This window comes from Algibacter sp., from assembly GCF_049667265.1.
GTDB lineage: Bacteria > Bacteroidota > Bacteroidia > Flavobacteriales > Flavobacteriaceae > Algibacter_B.
Genome location: NZ_JBATHX010000422.1, coordinates 1 through 16086, shown reverse-complemented (window position 1 = coordinate 16086; position 16086 = coordinate 1). Strand labels below are relative to the sequence as shown.

Here is a 16086-nt window from a genome sequence, read left to right as displayed (position 1 = left end):
TACTAGCCTATATCTATCAAAAAAATCATCAAATTGACAAAGCAAAGAATGTAGTCTCGAGGTTAATAGAATTGTATCCAAACAACTCTCAATATGTGAATTTTTATAATCAGTTGCTTTAGGTAGCTGAAGCTGATATAAAAAAAAGTGCGCACGAGAAGATTCGAACTTCCACATCCTAAAACGGATACTGGCCCCTCAAGCCAGCGCGTCTACCAATTCCGCCACGTGCGCATTAATGAGATAAGTAAAAATAAAAAAAGTTAAGCAATAAAGCTTAACTTTTTTTTGTGACCGGGCTGGGGCTCGAACCCAGGACCCTCTCCTTAAAAGGGAGATGCTCTACCAACTGAGCTACCAGGTCATTATTCCAAACTAACGTATTGCTGTTAGCGGGTGCAAATATAAAATGTTTAATTAATAAAACAATACTTTTTTTGAAGAAATTTTTGTTTTTTTGTGGTTCAAATACGTATGTTTTTAATAATCAATTTATAGCGAGAAAATGATCATTGTTTTAATAGGGTATATGGCATCTGGAAAGACGTCAATTGGAAAGAAATTAGCAGAAAAATTGAACTATAGTTTTCTTGATTTAGATGATTTTATTGAAGATAAAGAAAATTTATCTGTTAGTAAGATTTTTAAAACTAAAGGAGAAATCTATTTTAGAAAGCAAGAAGCTCTTTATTTAAAGGCCTTATTAAATTCTGAAAAAAACACCATTTTGTCAGTTGGAGGAGGAACGCCATGTTATAGCGGAAATATGGATATTATTCTTGCTGCAAAAAATGTTAAGTGTATATATTTAAAAGCTTCATTGCCAACTTTGGCAAATAAATTATTGCTTAAAAAGGCAAAGCGACCCTTAATAGCGCATATTGAAACCATTGAAGAAATGACCGAGTTTATTGGAAAACATTTATTTGAACGCTCACAATATTATAATCAAGCCGAAATAAAAGTATCCATTGATAAAAAAACGAAAGATGATGTTGTTGAAGATATAATATTATCACTTTTTTGAAATCATTGTAAAATAAAATTGTAATTTTTTTCTTTGTACAAAAAAGAAAAATTAAGCATAGCCGAAGTTACGTTTCATTTTTATTATGAAGTAGAAAGGAAAAAGGTGTTTTTTTTTTGCAGTTATTTCAAAAAAGATATAGTGTAGCTTAGGAACTATTCTAAAACAGCTGTGAATTCTTTACCTTCTAAAATAACATCTATATGTTCATTTAAAGAAGTAGATAAAGAAATGCCCTTAAAATCTGCTTTTACAGGGTATTTTTTATGATTTCTATTAACCAATACCGCGGTTTTAAATTGTTTTAAAGGCACATTTAAAAAATGTTTTACACCATAAATTAATGTTGTTCCAGAGTTTAGAACATCATCAACAAGTACAATAGATTTGTTTTTGTATTGTTCCGCAGGAATCGAGGTTTTTATTTCTTGCCACGGATTTTTTTTATCTATACTTACTTTGCATAGCACAGGATTAATGTCTGATATTTTTTGAAGTACCGTTTTTAGTTTTTTTGCAAACACATAACCATTCTTATCAATACCGGCAAGAATCACTTCTTTTTCGTTAACATTACTTTCATAAATTTGAAAAGCAATGCGTCTTATTTTATGATTAATTTCGTTATGATTAAGGATAATATTAGTCTTAACAGTCATACAATGTGTTTGTAAATTATGGTATAAAATTACTCATTTTATCTGGTTATTTTTATTTTTTTTCAAAAGGTTAAATAGAACATCTTATTTAGAATTTAAAAATTACGAGATTTAATCTAACGATGCTTCATCAGCATAATCATCAATATCTCGCCTATCTTTTTTAGTAGGCCGTCCTGTTCCTTTTTTTCGGTAGTAATCCTTCGAATATTTTAATAGTTCCTTGGCTTCAAATTGCTCTTTTGGTGTGGTATCTACCCTGTAAATATCAACAAGTTTAGCACCAACTCTGCTTTCAGGAATATCGCTTACTTTTAATTTATAATTTATTTGGTCCTTTCTTATTTGAATAATGTCTTGCGGATACACCTCTCTGCTTGGTTTTACTACATCTTCATTGACTCTAACATGGCCTTTTTTGCAAGCAGTTGTAGCTAGCGTTCTTGTTTTGTAATACCTAATACACCATAAATACTTATCTATACGCATACATTTTTTATTGTAAAACTACGTTAATGTTGTTGCGCAAGAATACATTAAAATTGTATCTTGCAGCCTCAAAAATACGGAATAATGAGTTCAAGAAAAATAGGTTTTTTAATATTAGGTTTAGTCTTAGTTTTAGCATCATGTAAAAAAGATGATGATGAAGCTGAAATAATTGTAGTTGAAATAAACGACAGAACAGAACAACAAGTAATTGATAATGATTTATTATTAGATTATTTAGAAACACATTATTATAATTCTGATATTTATATAGATAATCCAAACCCAAGTATTTCTGATTTGGAAATTACCGAACTGCTTGATGGGGAATCTGTTCCTGCTGGTCATACATTATTAAAAGATAATATAGAAACTCATAATACGTTTTATGAAGATGCCGATTATGCATATTATATATTAAGATTAAATCAAGGAGGCGGTGATGAATCTCCAACAATTGCAGATACTGTTCGAGTGATTTACGAAGGATATACTTTAGATGGAAATGTTTTTGATAGTAGAGTAAGCCCGTCCGATCTTGACTTGGCAACACTTATTTTTGGATGGAAGGAAGTTTTACCCTCGTTTAATGTGTCTGCTAGTTTTGTTTTAGCTGATGATGGGACTGTTGATTATTTTAATCACGGGTCTGGAGTCATGTTTTTACCCTCAGGGTTATCCTATTTTTCTGCCGTTCAAACTGATATTCCTGCATATTCACCTTTAATTTTTAAGTTCGATGTTTTGCAAATGTTTCAGAATGACCATGACAGTGATGGTGTACCATCTTATTTAGAAGATTTAAATGGAGATGGTGAGTTTACTGTAAATTATGACGATTTAACAGATGAAACTGATGATGATACAGATGGTGATGGCATTGCTGATTATTTAGATTCAGATGATGATGGCGATGGCGTACTTACTATAAATGAAGATTTAAATGGCGATGGCGATCCTACAAATGATATAGGAGCAAATGGAATTCCAAATTATTTAGATCCAGAAGAAACGACATCTAAAGATTAAAAAAATCCTTTCTTTAAATATAAAAAAACCTCGCTATTGCGAGGTTTTTTGTTTTCATCTAATTATTTGAAATTACAATAATAGCGATAAACTTAAAATTAATTGATCAGGTCTGGTGTCAAGTCTATCAACGTTAATACCATTGTTTCCTATAAACGTAGCTTCGTTATCGCTAAAACCGCGTTCATACCTTAAATCAATTCCAAGTTTCTTTAAGCTTAACCCAATACCGAAATTCAATCCAACTGAAAAGTCTTCCTCAACGTTATTAATAGCAATACCATCAAATTCAGAATCTAAAATGTATTGTAATGAAGGGCCTCCAAAGACACTGATTGGGCCTAAAATTTTTACACCAACTAAAAGTGGTGCATCTAGTTTTTGCATTTCAAAAGTATCATCATCATAATCACTTTTTGTGCTGGTATAAATTATTTCTGGTCTAAAATAAATTTGATTTCCAATCTTTCCAAAAAGCCCAAAGTGATAACCTACATTTCTATCGGGATGCTTATAATTGTCGTTAATCGATTCAAAATAATCCCCATTAGCATTGTAATTTAATCCTCCTTTTAGGCCAATTCCTTGTTGTGTCTGTGCTGTTATAGCCATGGGAATAGCTACCGCAATCATTAAAATAAAAAATAAATGTCTCATAATGTTCGTTTTTTTAGATTTCATTAACAGTATCAAAAACGTTGCCAAAAGTAATTTATTTTCTTTTCATAACAATCATTTTCATTTTTCAGTTATTTATCTTTGCCGCTTATACTGGTTAATAATGAAATTTGAATTACTAGCAAAAGATGCTCAAAGTAAAGCTAGAGCAGGAAAAATCACTACAGATCATGGTGTCATTGAAACACCAATTTTTATGCCAGTAGGTACTGTGGCTACAGTAAAAGGAGTACATCAGCGTGAGTTGAAAGACGAAATAAATCCAGATGTTATTTTAGGAAATACTTATCATTTGTATTTACGACCGCAAACCAACATAATCGAAAAAGCAGGTGGGCTTCATAAATTCATGAATTGGGATAGAAATATTTTAACCGATTCTGGTGGCTACCAAGTTTATTCTTTATCTGCCAATAGGAAAATTAAAGAAGAAGGTGTGAAATTTAAATCACATATTGACGGAAGCTACCATACCTTTACTCCAGAAAATGTTATGGAAATTCAGCGCACAATAGGTGCTGATATTATTATGGCTTTTGATGAGTGTACACCATATCCATGCGATTATAACTATGCAAAACGATCTATGCACATGACGCATCGTTGGTTGGATAGATGTATTAATCATTTAGATAAAACACCTTTAAAATACGATTATAATCAAGCTTTTTTTCCAATAGTTCAAGGAAGTACTTATACTGATTTGCGTAAACAATCAGCCGAATATATAGCCAATGCAGGTGCCGTAGGGAATGCCATTGGAGGACTTTCAGTAGGAGAACCTGCTGAAGAAATGTATGCCATGACCGATGTGGTTTGTTCTATTTTGCCAGAAGATAAACCAAGATATTTAATGGGTGTGGGTACACCAATCAATATATTAGAAAATATTGCGTTAGGAGTAGATATGTTTGATTGTGTGATGCCAACTCGAAATGCAAGAAACGGTATGTTGTTTACAGCATTCGGAAGTATAAATATTAAAAACTTAAAATGGGCTGATGATTTTTCACCAGTTGATGAGATGGCAATTACATTTGTAGATACGGAATATAGCAAAGCTTATTTAAGACATTTATTTACCGTGAACGAGTTGTTAGGCAAGCAAATAGCGACTATTCATAATCTTGGTTTTTATTTGTGGTTGGTTCGCGAAGCAAGAAAACATATATTAGCAGGAGATTTTAGAATTTGGAAAGACCAAATGGTAAAACAAATGAATAATCGTTTGTAGGCATATTAATGAAGATATTAGATTGGTACATATTAAAACGTTATCTGTTTACATTTTTCATGATGTTGCTTTTGTTTATTCCAATTGGAATAACAGTTCATCTTGCTGAAAAAATTGGTAAAATTCTTGAAAATGAAGTGCCAATAAATGAGGTGCTTTATTATTTTTTAGATTTCACAATTTATTTCGCTCATTTACTTTTTCCGCTGTTTTTATTCTTATCCGTAATTTGGTTTACCTCAAAACTTGCCAATAATACCGAGGTTATTGCTTTTTTAAGTTCGGGAGTTTCATTTACACGTTTTTTAAGGCCTTATATGATTGGCGCTACTATAGTAGCTTTTTTAGCAATTATTCTAGGCTTATTTCTTGCACCAAAGGCAAGTGAAGGTTTTAATAATTTTTCTTATAAATACCTTCATAAAAGCAGAAGTGCTGTAGAAAACACAAATGTTTTTAGGCAAATAAATGACAACGAAATTATTTATGTTAGTAATTTTGATGTTGCCAATAATGTTGGGAATAACTTCACTTTAGAGCATTTTGAAGATAACAAACTTAAATTTAAAATCTCTGCATCAAGTATTAGATATATACCAAAGGATTCCGTTTATAGGTTGATAAATTATGTAAAAAGAGATATTGGAGAGAATGAAGATCAGCTCGAAATTTTGAGAAAAAAAGACACCTTACTTTCGTTTGATGTTGACGATTTAATCCCTGTTATTTATGCTGCGGAAACTAAAATGTATGGCGATTTAAAAGAGTTTATTGCAAAAGAGGAGGCAAGAGGATCATCAAATGTGGGGCGTTTTAAATTGGTATTATACAGGAAATGGAGTTTGCCAGTATCTGTGTTTATTTTAACGATTATTGCTGTAGCTGTATCTTCTAAAAAAAGGCGTGGCGGAATGGGTGTTAATTTAGCAATAGGTATTTGTATTGCTATGATATTTGTGTTTTTCGATAAAATATTTGGCGTTATGGCCGAGCAGTCTGATTTTAATCCTATAATTGCCGTGTGGTTTCCTAATATCATTTTTGGTATTTTAGCAGCCTACATGCTGTACAATGCTAAACGATAAAGTCAAAAATTATTTCCATCTTCATTTTCTGGTTTTTATAGCTGGCTTTACGGCTATTTTAGGGGAGCTTATTTCCATAAAGGCAGTTCCACTTGTTTGGTTTAGGATGGTTATTGCCACAATTTTAATGTTTGGATATATAAAAATAGCCAAGGTTAAATTAAAAATTAACTTTAAATCAATTGTAAGATTATCTGTTGCTGGAATTATTATAGCCCTGCATTGGATTACTTTTTTCGGAGCTATAGATGAGGCCAACATATCCATAGCATTGGCAATGTTTTCTACAGGTGCATTTTTTGCGTCATTTATTGAACCTATTATTTACAAACGAAAAATTATTTGGTATGAAATTTTGTTTGGTTTTATTGTAATACTAGGTGTTGTAATTATTACTCAAAGTGAAATAAAATATTTAAACGGCATTATTTTGGGAATTTCATCTGCCTTTTTATCATCATTATTTGCCGTACTTAATGGTAGTTTTTTAAAGAAACATACGGCAACAACCATTTCATTTTATGAATTTTTAAGTGGTGTGTTTTTCATATCCATTTATATCCTGGTTTTTGAAGAAGGGTTTTCGAAGGATTTTTTCAATTTAAGCCAATCAGATTTTTGGTATTTATTTATATTGGCTTCAATCTGTACAGCATATGCATTTATTGCATCCGTATATATTATGAAAACCATCAGTCCTTACACAGTCGTTTTAACCTATAATTTAGAACCAGTATATGGAATTATAATGGCAATACTATTGTTTCCTGAAAAGGAAAAAATGAGTCCTTCCTTTTATTATGGCGCCTTAATTATTATTAGCGTAGTACTTTTAAATGGCTTATTAAAAAACAGCAAAAAACTAAAAATAAAGTCATCATTACCTTAAACAAAATTAAAGTTTTATATTTACTAAAATCATATAATTAGATAATCCAGATTTCTAGAAATTAAAATTTTATTTCGTTTTGATTCTAATTTTAAAACAAAATAAAATATGTAATTTTGTGTACTAACCAAAAATAATAGCCAAAACAAAAATTCTTATGGAATATTTAGAATTTGAACTCCCAATTAAAGAACTCGAAGACCAATTACAAAAATGCAAAGTAATTGGAGATGAAAGCGATGTTGATGTATCTGAAACCTGCAAGCAAATTGAAAAAAAGTTAGCAGCTACCCAAAAAGAAATATATAAAAATATTACACCGTGGCAGCGAGTACAGCTTTCACGTCATCCAGAAAGACCATATACTTTAGATCATATCAAAGCCATTTGTGGTAAAACGTTTTTAGAATTGCACGGTGATAGAAACTTTAAGGATGATAAAGCTATGATTGGTGGTTTGGGTAAAATTGGTGACCAAAGCTTTATGTTTATTGGTCAACAAAAAGGATTTAATACAAAAACGAGACAATACAGAAACTTTGGGATGGCAAACCCTGAAGGCTATAGAAAAGCATTGCGCTTAATGAAATCTGCTGAAAAATTTGGAATCCCTGTGGTAACACTTATAGATACGCCTGGTGCGTATCCTGGTTTGGAGGCTGAAGAACGCGGACAAGGTGAGGCCATTGCTAGAAATTTAATAGAAATGACTCGTTTAAAAGTACCAATTATTGCGATTATAATTGGTGAAGGCGCCTCTGGAGGAGCCTTAGGAATCGGGGTTGGAGATAGAGTTTTGATGCTCGAAAATACTTGGTATTCTGTTATTTCACCTGAATCATGTTCGTCTATTTTATGGCGTAGCTGGGAATTTAAAGAACAAGCAGCTGAGGCTTTAAAGTTAACCTCTTCAGATATGAAAAAACTTAAACTAGTTGATGGCGTTATAAAGGAACCACTTGGTGGAGCTCACAGAGATAGAGAAAAAACGTTTAAATCTGTAAGCGATGCCATTGTAAAAAATTATGAGGAGCTTAAAAACTTATCACCAAAAGATTTAGTTTCTCAACGTATGGATAAATATGCACAAATGGGTGTTTATAAAGATTAAGGCTTTTAAAACAACTACTTATAAAAAAGCTGAAGTAAATTACTTCGGCTTTTTTATGCTTATTCACAATATTTTTAACTTATTAACAGTTAAATTGTTAACGAATGGTTAACATAGAATAACTATTAAATCATTAAACAACCTACTTTTTAGTTACTTTTGTAGTTATGAAACAACCCAATCATTTACAAGGCTATAAAGTTGATAAAAGTACAATTATCAACCTTGAAAAAGGCAAAATACCGCCTCAAGCGCTTGATTTAGAGGAAGTTGTTCTTGGAGCGATGATGATTGATAAAAAAGGTGTCGATGAAGTTATTGACATTTTAAGTTCTGATGCTTTTTATAAAGAAGCTCATCAGCATATATTTGAAGCTATTTTTCAATTATTCGAAAATAGTGAGCCAGTCGACTTATTAACCGTTTCCACGCAATTAAAGAAAAATTCAAAACTAGAATTAGCAGGAGGCGATTTTTATCTTATTTCTTTAACCCAGAAAGTGTCTTCTTCGGCACATATTGAGTTTCATGCCCGTATTATTCTTCAGAAATTTATTCAACGTAGTTTAATTAAAATTTCAAGTGAGATAATTGAAGACTCTTATGATGAAACCAAAGATGTTTTCGATTTATTAGATAAAGCAGAATCAAAATTATACGAAGTTACCCAAGGAAATATTAAAAAATCGAGTGAAACCGCTCAAGATTTAGTAATTCAGGCTAAAAAGAAAATTGAAGAAATCTCTAATAAAGAGGGGCTGAGTGGAATTCCAACGGGCTTTAATAAGTTAGACAAATTAACTTCGGGGTGGCAACCATCAGATTTAATTATTATTGCTGCGCGACCTGGTATGGGTAAAACAGCGTTAACGTTATCTATGGCTAGAAATATTGCTGTAGATCAAAATATACCTGTTGCTTTTTTCTCTTTAGAAATGGCTTCTGTACAATTAATAACACGTTTAATTTCAAGTGAAACAGGTTTGTCTTCTGAAAAATTAAGAACTGGAAAACTTGAGAAACATGAGTGGGAACAGCTTAACGTAAAAGTTAAAGGTTTAGAGAAAGCGCCGTTATTTATTGATGATACACCATCACTTTCTATATTCGATTTACGGGCAAAGGCACGTCGTTTGTCATCTCAACACGGCATAAAACTCATCATGATTGATTACTTACAATTGATGACTGGTGGTAGTAATCATGGCGGAAATCGTGAACAAGAAATATCAATGATTTCTAGAAACTTAAAGGCATTAGCAAAAGAATTAAATATACCAGTAATTGCTTTATCGCAGTTGTCGCGTGCAGTTGAAACTAGGGGAGGAAGTAAACGCCCTTTATTATCAGACTTACGTGAATCTGGAGCTATTGAGCAAGATGCGGATATTGTTAGTTTTATCTTTAGACCAGAGTATTATAAAATTGATGAATGGGATGATGAAGAACGCTCACCAACGGAAGGTCAAGCAGAATTTATTATAGCAAAACACCGTAATGGTGGTCTGGAAAATATTCGTTTAAAGTTTATTGGACACTTAGGTAAGTTTGACAATTTAGATGATTTTGATTCACCGTTTGAGTTTCATTCCAAAATGAATGCGGCAGCTAACGACGATACTTTTAAAACAGATAATTTTAAAGCAAGTCCAGACCAAGCTTTTGGTAGCTCGTTTAATGATGACGATGATAACGAAGTGCCATTTTAAGAATTAAACTCCTGTTAAATACATTTTTTAAAAATAAATTTTAATTACCTTTCCGATAATTAAAAGGCTTAAGTCATTTCAAAAAGAAAAGGCTATGAATCTCATAAAGTTTAATCCCATTTTGAAAAAGATATTTACCTTATTACTTTTTATTTGTTTCTGTTTCAAATCTTACGCATCATACATTCTAATTCCTATGGATGTAGAGAGTCAAAAAAATCATTTAAAGGCCTACGGAATAACATATTGGACACTTAATAAAAATCTAAAAGTAAAATGGTTACTCAACTACAAAGGAGGATCTTTTTTATTGCCAGATACTGAGGACATTCAACGAGAATGCCAAATTAGAGGGGTGTCGTTCGAAATTATTTCGAATGAAAAAGCCGAAAGTATTTTAGAAGATATCGCTAGTCCAAGCCAGAATATGGAAGCCGTAGTTTTAGAAAAAGCTCCTAAAATTGCCGTTTATACACCTAAAGGAAAGCAGCCTTGGGATGATGCTGTTACTATGGTTTTGAAATATGCCGAAATCCCATATGAAACAGTTTATGATGAAGAAGTTTTAAATGATGGTTTATTACTTTTTGATTGGTTACACCTCCATCATGAAGATTTTACAGGGCAATACGGTAAGTTTTACGCGCAATATAGAGCCGCTTCTTGGTATATTGAAGAGAAAAAGGATGCAGAAGAACTTGCTCAAAAATTAGGTTATAATAAAGTTTCAGAAGAAAAGTTGGCCGTTGCATTAAAAATAAGAGATTATGTAATTGGTGGTGGCTTTATGTTTGCCATGTGTAGTGCAACCGATAGTTTTGATATCGCCTTATCTGCTGAGGGTATTGATATTTGTGAACCCATGTTTGATGGTGATGGCAGCGATGCAGGTTATCAAAATAAAATTGATTATAATAAAACCTTTGCATTTACTGATTTTATTTTAGAGAGAAACCCAAAGGTTTACGAGTTCTCTTCTATTGATATGACCAGAAAACGGATGATTCCTAAAACAACGGATTATTTTTCTTTAATGGAATTTTCAGCAAAATGGGATCCTATTCCATCTATGTTATGTCAAAACCATACAGCGTTGGTTAAAGGTTTTATGGGACAAACAACATCATTTACTCTAGATGAAATTAAATCAAATGTTTTGGTAATGGGTGAAACCAAAATTAATGGTGAAGCAAAATATATTCATGGTATAAAAGGAAAAGGCTTTTTTACATTTTATGGCGGTCATGATCCAGAAGATTATCAGCATAGAGTAGGTGATGCAAAAACAGAACTTGAATTGCACCCAACATCACCAGGGTATAGGTTAATATTAAATAATGTATTATTTCCGGCAGCTAGGAAAAAGAAACAAAAAACATAATTATAAGGCTTCTTTAGCTTCAATTAGTTTCTCTAAAATTATTTCTACACCAAATTCATCATTACTTTTTGTGGCATAATTGGCTATTTCCTTTACATTATTATGTGCGTTTTCCATGGCGAAGCTATACATAGATTGCTCTAGCATACTTAAGTCATTGTTGTAATCGCCAAAAGTTAAAGTTTCATCCCATAAAATATTATGGTCATTTTGAAGTTTCTTAATTGCGAAACCCTTGTTAATCATATTTTCTGATATATCTAACCAATGTTTTCCCGAAACTTTAATATCAAAATTAGACCCCAAATCTTTAAAATGATGAAATAAAAATGTTTCTGAATTTTCATTATGGTAAAGGGCAATTTTTATAATGTCCTCTTCAATTTCTTTATAACTTTTAATGATCGAGTAATTAGGATAAAATTCTGAAATTATCTGGATTAAATTAAAGTCTTGAGACTGGATATATGCTTTTTTTTGCGTGCAGAAAACCACATCAATACGATCCAAAGCTTTAAATACCTCTATTATCTTTTGTAAACTTAATTTATTGATTGTTGAATTAAATAATACGTTTTCATTTTTTATGATAAGACCTCCGTTTTCCGCAACAAAATAAATATCGTCTTTTATAGGTTCTAACTTTTCTAAAATACTATAATAGGGCCTGCCACTTGCAGCGGCAAAAATAATATTGTGTTTTTTTAAACTTTTAAATATTTGGAAAAAACGCTTACTTACTTTATGGTTAGAGTTTAATAAGGTGCCATCCATATCAGTTACAACCAGTTTTATTTTTGATAAATCCATTTAGTTAGTCTTAAATTGAATGCGTGCAATTTAATGTTTATTTAAACTAAATTGTTATTTGGGTTATCAAGAAAATGTTTGGAGTAGGGTCAATAAATAGATTTTTTTTATTAAATTTATTAAAATAACTTATATACTATATGGCATCCAAGAAATCAATTCTTAGAAAAATCCAAATTATAATCACAAACCATTTTAAAACTCCAGAGGACGCATTTGACTTTTTTGATAAGAGTGGCGACGGAAAATTATCAAAAACAGAAATAGTTGAATTATTAAAACAAGCAGAAATAAGTGGCTTTATCCGTGGTATTGTGTCATCAAAACTAATTGAAGGCTATGATAAGGATGGGGATGGTTACATTAATTGGAAAGAGTTTAAAACCGCAGTTAAAGAGATTAATAAAGGTTAGTCAATTTCAATAGTTCAAATTAAAAGTATTTAAAAACCTGTCTATTAGCATTTTAAGTTGTTCCTTTTTTTGATTGAATCTCCTACCGAATAAAAAATTTAAAAAAAAATCCGACTCTTTCGAATCGGATTTTTTATTAAGCGAATAATATGTTTTACAATAGGCTAAGCGCCTTATTTTACTTTCTCTATTACGGCTTTAAAGGCCTCAGGGTTATTCATAGCTAAATCTGCTAAAACCTTACGGTTTAATTCTATATCATTAGCTTTTAATTTTCCCATAAATTGAGAATAAGATAAACCATGTAATCTGGCTCCAGCGTTAATTCGCGTAATCCATAATGCACGGAATGTTCTCTTTTTGTTTCTACGGTCTCTATACGAGTATTGCATCGCTTTGTCAACCGCATTTTTTGCTACTGTCCAAACGTTTTTACGTCTTCCAAAGTAACCTTTTGCTTGTTTTAGCACCTTTTTTCTTCTGGCTCTTTTGGCCACAGAATTTACTGATCTTGGCATAATTTTAAATGTGTTTTGTAGTAGGCGGTCAATTAATTGACACTTTTAAATGAGCCTAACTCCAGGGTTTATAAATTGTTTTAACCGATTAAAACGCATGTTACTTTAATCGTAACATGGTTTTAATGTTATTCTCATCTGCTTTATCTACTAAACCATCATGAGTTAACTTAAGCTTACGCTTTTTAGACTTCTTTGTTAAGATGTGACTCTTAAAAGCGTGCTTTCTTTTAATCTTACCAGTACCTGTAAGCTTGAAACGCTTTTTGGCACTAGATTTTGTTTTCATTTTAGGCATTTTCTTTTCCTAGTTTAAATTATTTCGCTTAATTACTTTAGTGCTGAACCTGTTTCAGCATCATATCATTATTTATAAAATTTTCTTTGAAAATTATCAAAGACCCTTTTAGAAATTTTTTCTTATTTCTTTGGAGCAATAAACATCGTCATTCGCTTACCTTCTAATCGAGGCATTTGCTCAACTTTGCCAAACTCCTCAAGGTCTTGAGCTAATTTTAATAATAAAATTTGTCCCTGTTCCTTAAATATAATTGATCGTCCTTTAAAGAATACAAAAGCTTTTAGCTTAGCACCTTCTTTTAAAAACTTCTCAGCATGTTTCTTTTTAAATTCGTAATCATGATCATCAGTTTGAGGACCAAAACGAATCTCTTTAATAATAACCTTAGTCGCCTTAGACTTTAAAGCCTTATCCCGTTTCTTCTGTTCGTAAAGAAACTTCTTATAATCCATAATCTTACAAACAGGTGGATCAGCATTAGGAGAAATCTCTACTAAATCTAACTCTTGTTCGTTTGCTATTCGCATAGCATCACCTTTGGTATAAATACCAATTTCTACATTATCTCCTACAAGACGTAGTTGTTGTGCTGTAATTTTAGAGTTAATCTTATGTTTATCCTCTTGTGAAACCCTTCTAGGTTGCTGTCTTCTTCTAATTGCTATGGCTTTATGGTTTTAAATTAAACTTATTTTTTTTATGTTTTAAAACGATTTCAACGTTTTTTTAATGTCTTCTTTTATTATTTCAGAGAAAGCTTCTACAGAAATCATGCCTAAATCTGCGCCACCGTGTTGTCGCACAGTTATTTTACCTTCTTGCTCTTCTTGCTCGCCAATGATAATCATATACGGGTGTTTCTGCATTTCGGCCTCCCGAATTTTCTTCCCTATAGTCTCACTTCTATGGTCTACAAGGGCGCGAATTTCGTCATTTTCTAGCAAATTTAAAACTTTTTCAGAGTATTTTTCATATTTCTCACTAATTGATAATATAATAGCCTGTGTTGGCATCAACCAAAGCGGGAAATTACCACCTGTATGTTCTAACAATAGTGCTATAAAACGCTCCATACTTCCAAAGGGTGCACGGTGAATCATAACAGGTCTATGCGACTCATTATCACTCCCTTTATAGGTCAAATCGAAACGCTCAGGCAAGTTGTAATCTACCTGAATAGTTCCTAATTGCCAGCGTCTTCCTAAAGCATCCTTCACCATGAAATCCAACTTCGGGCCATAAAAAGCAGCTTCGCCTTCTTCAATAACAAAATCTAATCCTTTATCAGTCGCGGCATTTATAATTGCTTGCTCCGCTTTTTCCCAATTGGCAACATCGCCTATATATTTGTCTGGATTTTTCGGATCCCTTACTGAAACCTGAGCCGTAAAGTTTTCAAAACCTAACGATCCAAACACATAAAGCACCAAATCAATAACATCCTTAAACTCTTTATCCAATTGTTCTGGCATACAAAACAAGTGTGCATCATCCTGAGTAAAACCACGAACCCGAGTTAAACCATGCAATTCACCACTTTGTTCATATCTGTAAACTGTTCCAAATTCAGCATAACGTTTCGGCAAATCCTTATAACTCCATTGGCTACTATTGTAAATTTCACAATGGTGTGGGCAGTTCATAGGTTTTAATAAAAACTCTTCATCCTCTTTAGGTGTGAGTATTGGCTGAAAACTATCTTCACCATATTTAGCATAATGTCCAGAAGTTACATAAAGTTCCTTCTGTCCAATATGTGGCGTAACCACCATTTCATAACCCGCTTTTTTCTGCGCAGCTTTCAAAAAATTCTCTAAGCGTTCACGTAAAGCAGCACCTTTTGGTAACCATAAAGGCAAACCAGCACCCACTTTTTGCGAAAACGTAAAAAGCTCTAACTCTTTACCAAGCTTTCTATGGTCGCGCTTTTTAGCTTCCTCAAGCATTTCTAAATATTCAGTTAACTCCTTTTGCTTAGGGAACGAAATCCCATAAACACGCGTTAACTGAGGTTTATTCTCATCACCACGCCAATAAGCACCAGCAACACTTAATATCTTAACGGCTTTTATAATCCCCGTATTTGGTATGTGTCCACCACGACATAAGTCAGTAAAGGTTGAATGGTCACAAAAAGTAATCGTACCATCCTCTAAATTCTCAATCAATTCCGTTTTAAAAGCATTGTCCTTATATAATGATAAAGCATCTGCCTTAGAAACCGCTCTTAAACTAAAGTCATGTTTCCCACGTGCAATCTCCAGCATTTTAGTTTCAATAGCCTTAAAATCCTTTTCATTTATGGTATGTTCACCAAAATCTACATCATAATAAAACCCGTTCTCAATCGCAGGTCCAATAGTCAGTTTCGCGCTAGGGTACAATTCCTCAATAGCCTGAGCCAAAACGTGCGCACTACTATGCCAAAAAGCCGTTTTACCAGCATCTTCTTTCCAGGTGTATAAAACCAACGAACCATCTGTGGTTAAAGGCGTAACCGTTTCAACAGTTGTACCATTAAAACTCGCCGAAATAACATTTCTAGCAAATCCCTCACTAATGCTTATCGCAACATCCATTGGTGTAACGCCCTCGTCAAACGTTTTCACACTACCATCAGGTAAAGTAATATGTATCATAAATAAAATTGAAATTCGGCTGCAAAGATAATGAGTTCAAAAGTATAAACAAACCAACACTATATATATATAGGTATAATTTTTTAATTTGGGCGTTACCCTCAGGGGTCGGGC

The 16086-nt window shown here is 32.4% G+C and carries 17 protein-coding genes and 2 tRNA genes; 9 read left to right on the top strand and 10 right to left on the bottom strand.

The window, feature by feature from the left end:
* Positions 1–148 precede the first annotated feature (148 nt).
* A tRNA-Leu gene (locus WBN21_RS14730) sits at positions 149–234 on the bottom strand.
* A gap of 57 nt (positions 235–291) precedes the next feature.
* Positions 292–364, bottom strand: a tRNA-Lys gene (locus WBN21_RS14725).
* 141 nt (positions 365–505) lie between these two features.
* Here WBN21_RS14725 and WBN21_RS14720 point away from each other — a divergent pair.
* The gene (locus tag WBN21_RS14720) at positions 506–1027 is read left to right on the top strand and encodes a shikimate kinase (protein WP_424201581.1); all 522 of its coding nucleotides are present in this window, start codon (positions 506–508) and stop codon (positions 1025–1027) included.
* 155 nt (positions 1028–1182) lie between these two features.
* Here WBN21_RS14720 and WBN21_RS14715 read toward each other — a convergent pair whose 3' ends face one another.
* Complete coding sequence (locus WBN21_RS14715; protein ID WP_424201579.1) at positions 1183–1686, bottom strand: phosphoribosyltransferase domain-containing protein; 504 nt, start codon at positions 1684–1686, stop codon at positions 1183–1185.
* A 111-nt stretch (positions 1687–1797) separates the two neighbouring features.
* Complete coding sequence (locus WBN21_RS14710) at positions 1798–2175, bottom strand: RNA-binding S4 domain-containing protein (RefSeq protein WP_424201577.1); 378 nt, start codon at positions 2173–2175, stop codon at positions 1798–1800.
* Between the two features lie 84 nt (positions 2176–2259).
* Between WBN21_RS14710 and WBN21_RS14705 the strand changes: the two genes are divergently transcribed.
* On the top strand, positions 2260–3204 hold the full coding sequence (locus WBN21_RS14705; protein WP_424201575.1) for an FKBP-type peptidyl-prolyl cis-trans isomerase: 945 nt from the start codon (positions 2260–2262) through the stop codon (positions 3202–3204).
* Positions 3205–3276: 72 nt separating this feature from the next.
* Here the strand turns inward: WBN21_RS14705 and WBN21_RS14700 are convergent, their stop codons facing one another.
* The gene (locus WBN21_RS14700) at positions 3277–3861 is read right to left on the bottom strand and encodes a porin family protein (RefSeq protein ID WP_424201573.1); all 585 of its coding nucleotides are present in this window, start codon (positions 3859–3861) and stop codon (positions 3277–3279) included.
* A 124-nt stretch (positions 3862–3985) separates the two neighbouring features.
* On the opposite strand from WBN21_RS14700, the gene tgt reads away from it, so the two are divergent.
* From tgt to WBN21_RS14670, 6 genes are all read left to right on the top strand, one after another.
* The gene (gene tgt / locus WBN21_RS14695) at positions 3986–5116 is read left to right on the top strand and encodes a tRNA guanosine(34) transglycosylase Tgt (protein ID WP_424201571.1); all 1131 of its coding nucleotides are present in this window, start codon (positions 3986–3988) and stop codon (positions 5114–5116) included.
* Positions 5117–5124: 8 nt separating this feature from the next.
* The gene (locus tag WBN21_RS14690; RefSeq protein ID WP_424201569.1) at positions 5125–6201 is read left to right on the top strand and encodes an LptF/LptG family permease; all 1077 of its coding nucleotides are present in this window, start codon (positions 5125–5127) and stop codon (positions 6199–6201) included.
* On the top strand, positions 6188–7090 hold the full coding sequence (locus WBN21_RS14685) for a DMT family transporter (RefSeq protein ID WP_424201567.1): 903 nt from the start codon (positions 6188–6190) through the stop codon (positions 7088–7090). The genes WBN21_RS14690 and WBN21_RS14685 overlap by 14 nt, the downstream gene beginning before the upstream one ends.
* Before the next feature lie 157 nt (positions 7091–7247).
* Positions 7248–8201, top strand: coding sequence for an acetyl-CoA carboxylase carboxyltransferase subunit alpha (locus WBN21_RS14680; protein ID WP_424201566.1), 954 nt, complete (start codon positions 7248–7250; stop codon positions 8199–8201).
* A 167-nt stretch (positions 8202–8368) separates the two neighbouring features.
* Positions 8369–9910, top strand: coding sequence for a replicative DNA helicase (gene dnaB, locus WBN21_RS14675; RefSeq protein ID WP_424201564.1), 1542 nt, complete (start codon positions 8369–8371; stop codon positions 9908–9910).
* Between the two features lie 196 nt (positions 9911–10106).
* A complete protein-coding gene (locus WBN21_RS14670; protein ID WP_424201585.1) occupies positions 10107–11291 on the top strand; it encodes an asparagine synthetase B in 1185 nt (394 codons plus the stop codon).
* Here WBN21_RS14670 and WBN21_RS14665 read toward each other — a convergent pair whose 3' ends face one another.
* Complete coding sequence (locus tag WBN21_RS14665; RefSeq protein ID WP_424201562.1) at positions 11292–12101, bottom strand: HAD family hydrolase; 810 nt, start codon at positions 12099–12101, stop codon at positions 11292–11294.
* Between the two features lie 140 nt (positions 12102–12241).
* Between WBN21_RS14665 and WBN21_RS14660 the strand changes: the two genes are divergently transcribed.
* On the top strand, positions 12242–12514 hold the full coding sequence (locus WBN21_RS14660) for an EF-hand domain-containing protein (protein WP_424201560.1): 273 nt from the start codon (positions 12242–12244) through the stop codon (positions 12512–12514).
* Positions 12515–12687: 173 nt separating this feature from the next.
* Here the strand turns inward: WBN21_RS14660 and rplT are convergent, their stop codons facing one another.
* The 4 genes from rplT to thrS all read right to left on the bottom strand — a co-directional run bounded on the left by rplT (position 12688) and on the right by thrS (position 15972).
* On the bottom strand, positions 12688–13032 hold the full coding sequence (gene rplT / locus WBN21_RS14655; protein ID WP_042495466.1) for a 50S ribosomal protein L20: 345 nt from the start codon (positions 13030–13032) through the stop codon (positions 12688–12690).
* A gap of 100 nt (positions 13033–13132) precedes the next feature.
* Entirely contained in the window at positions 13133–13330 is a 198-nt protein-coding gene (rpmI, locus tag WBN21_RS14650; protein ID WP_424201557.1) for a 50S ribosomal protein L35, read from the bottom strand.
* A gap of 122 nt (positions 13331–13452) precedes the next feature.
* Positions 13453–13998, bottom strand: coding sequence for a translation initiation factor IF-3 (gene infC, locus WBN21_RS14645; RefSeq protein WP_424201583.1), 546 nt, complete (start codon positions 13996–13998; stop codon positions 13453–13455).
* Positions 13999–14037: 39 nt separating this feature from the next.
* Entirely contained in the window at positions 14038–15972 is a 1935-nt protein-coding gene (gene thrS, locus WBN21_RS14640; RefSeq protein ID WP_424201555.1) for a threonine--tRNA ligase, read from the bottom strand.
* Between the last annotated feature and the right edge of the window lie 114 nt (positions 15973–16086).

Excerpts from the sequence above, each read along its gene's own strand:
- rpmI (WP_424201557.1), bottom strand. The coding sequence starts at position 13,330 with ATGCCTAAAATGAAAACAAAATCTAGTGCCAAAAAGCGTTTCAAGCTT.
- dnaB (WP_424201564.1), top strand. The coding sequence starts at position 8,369 with ATGAAACAACCCAATCATTTACAAGGCTATAAAGTTGATAAAAGTACA.
- WBN21_RS14705 (WP_424201575.1), top strand. The coding sequence starts at position 2,260 with ATGAGTTCAAGAAAAATAGGTTTTTTAATATTAGGTTTAGTCTTAGTT.
- WBN21_RS14660 (WP_424201560.1), top strand. The coding sequence starts at position 12,242 with ATGGCATCCAAGAAATCAATTCTTAGAAAAATCCAAATTATAATCACA.
- tgt (WP_424201571.1), top strand. The coding sequence starts at position 3,986 with ATGAAATTTGAATTACTAGCAAAAGATGCTCAAAGTAAAGCTAGAGCA.
- WBN21_RS14690 (WP_424201569.1), top strand. The coding sequence starts at position 5,125 with ATGAAGATATTAGATTGGTACATATTAAAACGTTATCTGTTTACATTT.
- WBN21_RS14715 (WP_424201579.1), bottom strand. The coding sequence starts at position 1,686 with ATGACTGTTAAGACTAATATTATCCTTAATCATAACGAAATTAATCAT.
- WBN21_RS14700 (WP_424201573.1), bottom strand. The coding sequence starts at position 3,861 with ATGAGACATTTATTTTTTATTTTAATGATTGCGGTAGCTATTCCCATG.
- WBN21_RS14685 (WP_424201567.1), top strand. The coding sequence starts at position 6,188 with ATGCTAAACGATAAAGTCAAAAATTATTTCCATCTTCATTTTCTGGTT.
- thrS (WP_424201555.1), bottom strand. The coding sequence starts at position 15,972 with ATGATACATATTACTTTACCTGATGGTAGTGTGAAAACGTTTGACGAG.
- WBN21_RS14710 (WP_424201577.1), bottom strand. The coding sequence starts at position 2,175 with ATGCGTATAGATAAGTATTTATGGTGTATTAGGTATTACAAAACAAGA.
- WBN21_RS14665 (WP_424201562.1), bottom strand. The coding sequence starts at position 12,101 with ATGGATTTATCAAAAATAAAACTGGTTGTAACTGATATGGATGGCACC.
- WBN21_RS14680 (WP_424201566.1), top strand. The coding sequence starts at position 7,248 with ATGGAATATTTAGAATTTGAACTCCCAATTAAAGAACTCGAAGACCAA.
- WBN21_RS14670 (WP_424201585.1), top strand. The coding sequence starts at position 10,107 with ATGGATGTAGAGAGTCAAAAAAATCATTTAAAGGCCTACGGAATAACA.
- WBN21_RS14720 (WP_424201581.1), top strand. The coding sequence starts at position 506 with ATGATCATTGTTTTAATAGGGTATATGGCATCTGGAAAGACGTCAATT.
- rplT (WP_042495466.1), bottom strand. The coding sequence starts at position 13,032 with ATGCCAAGATCAGTAAATTCTGTGGCCAAAAGAGCCAGAAGAAAAAAG.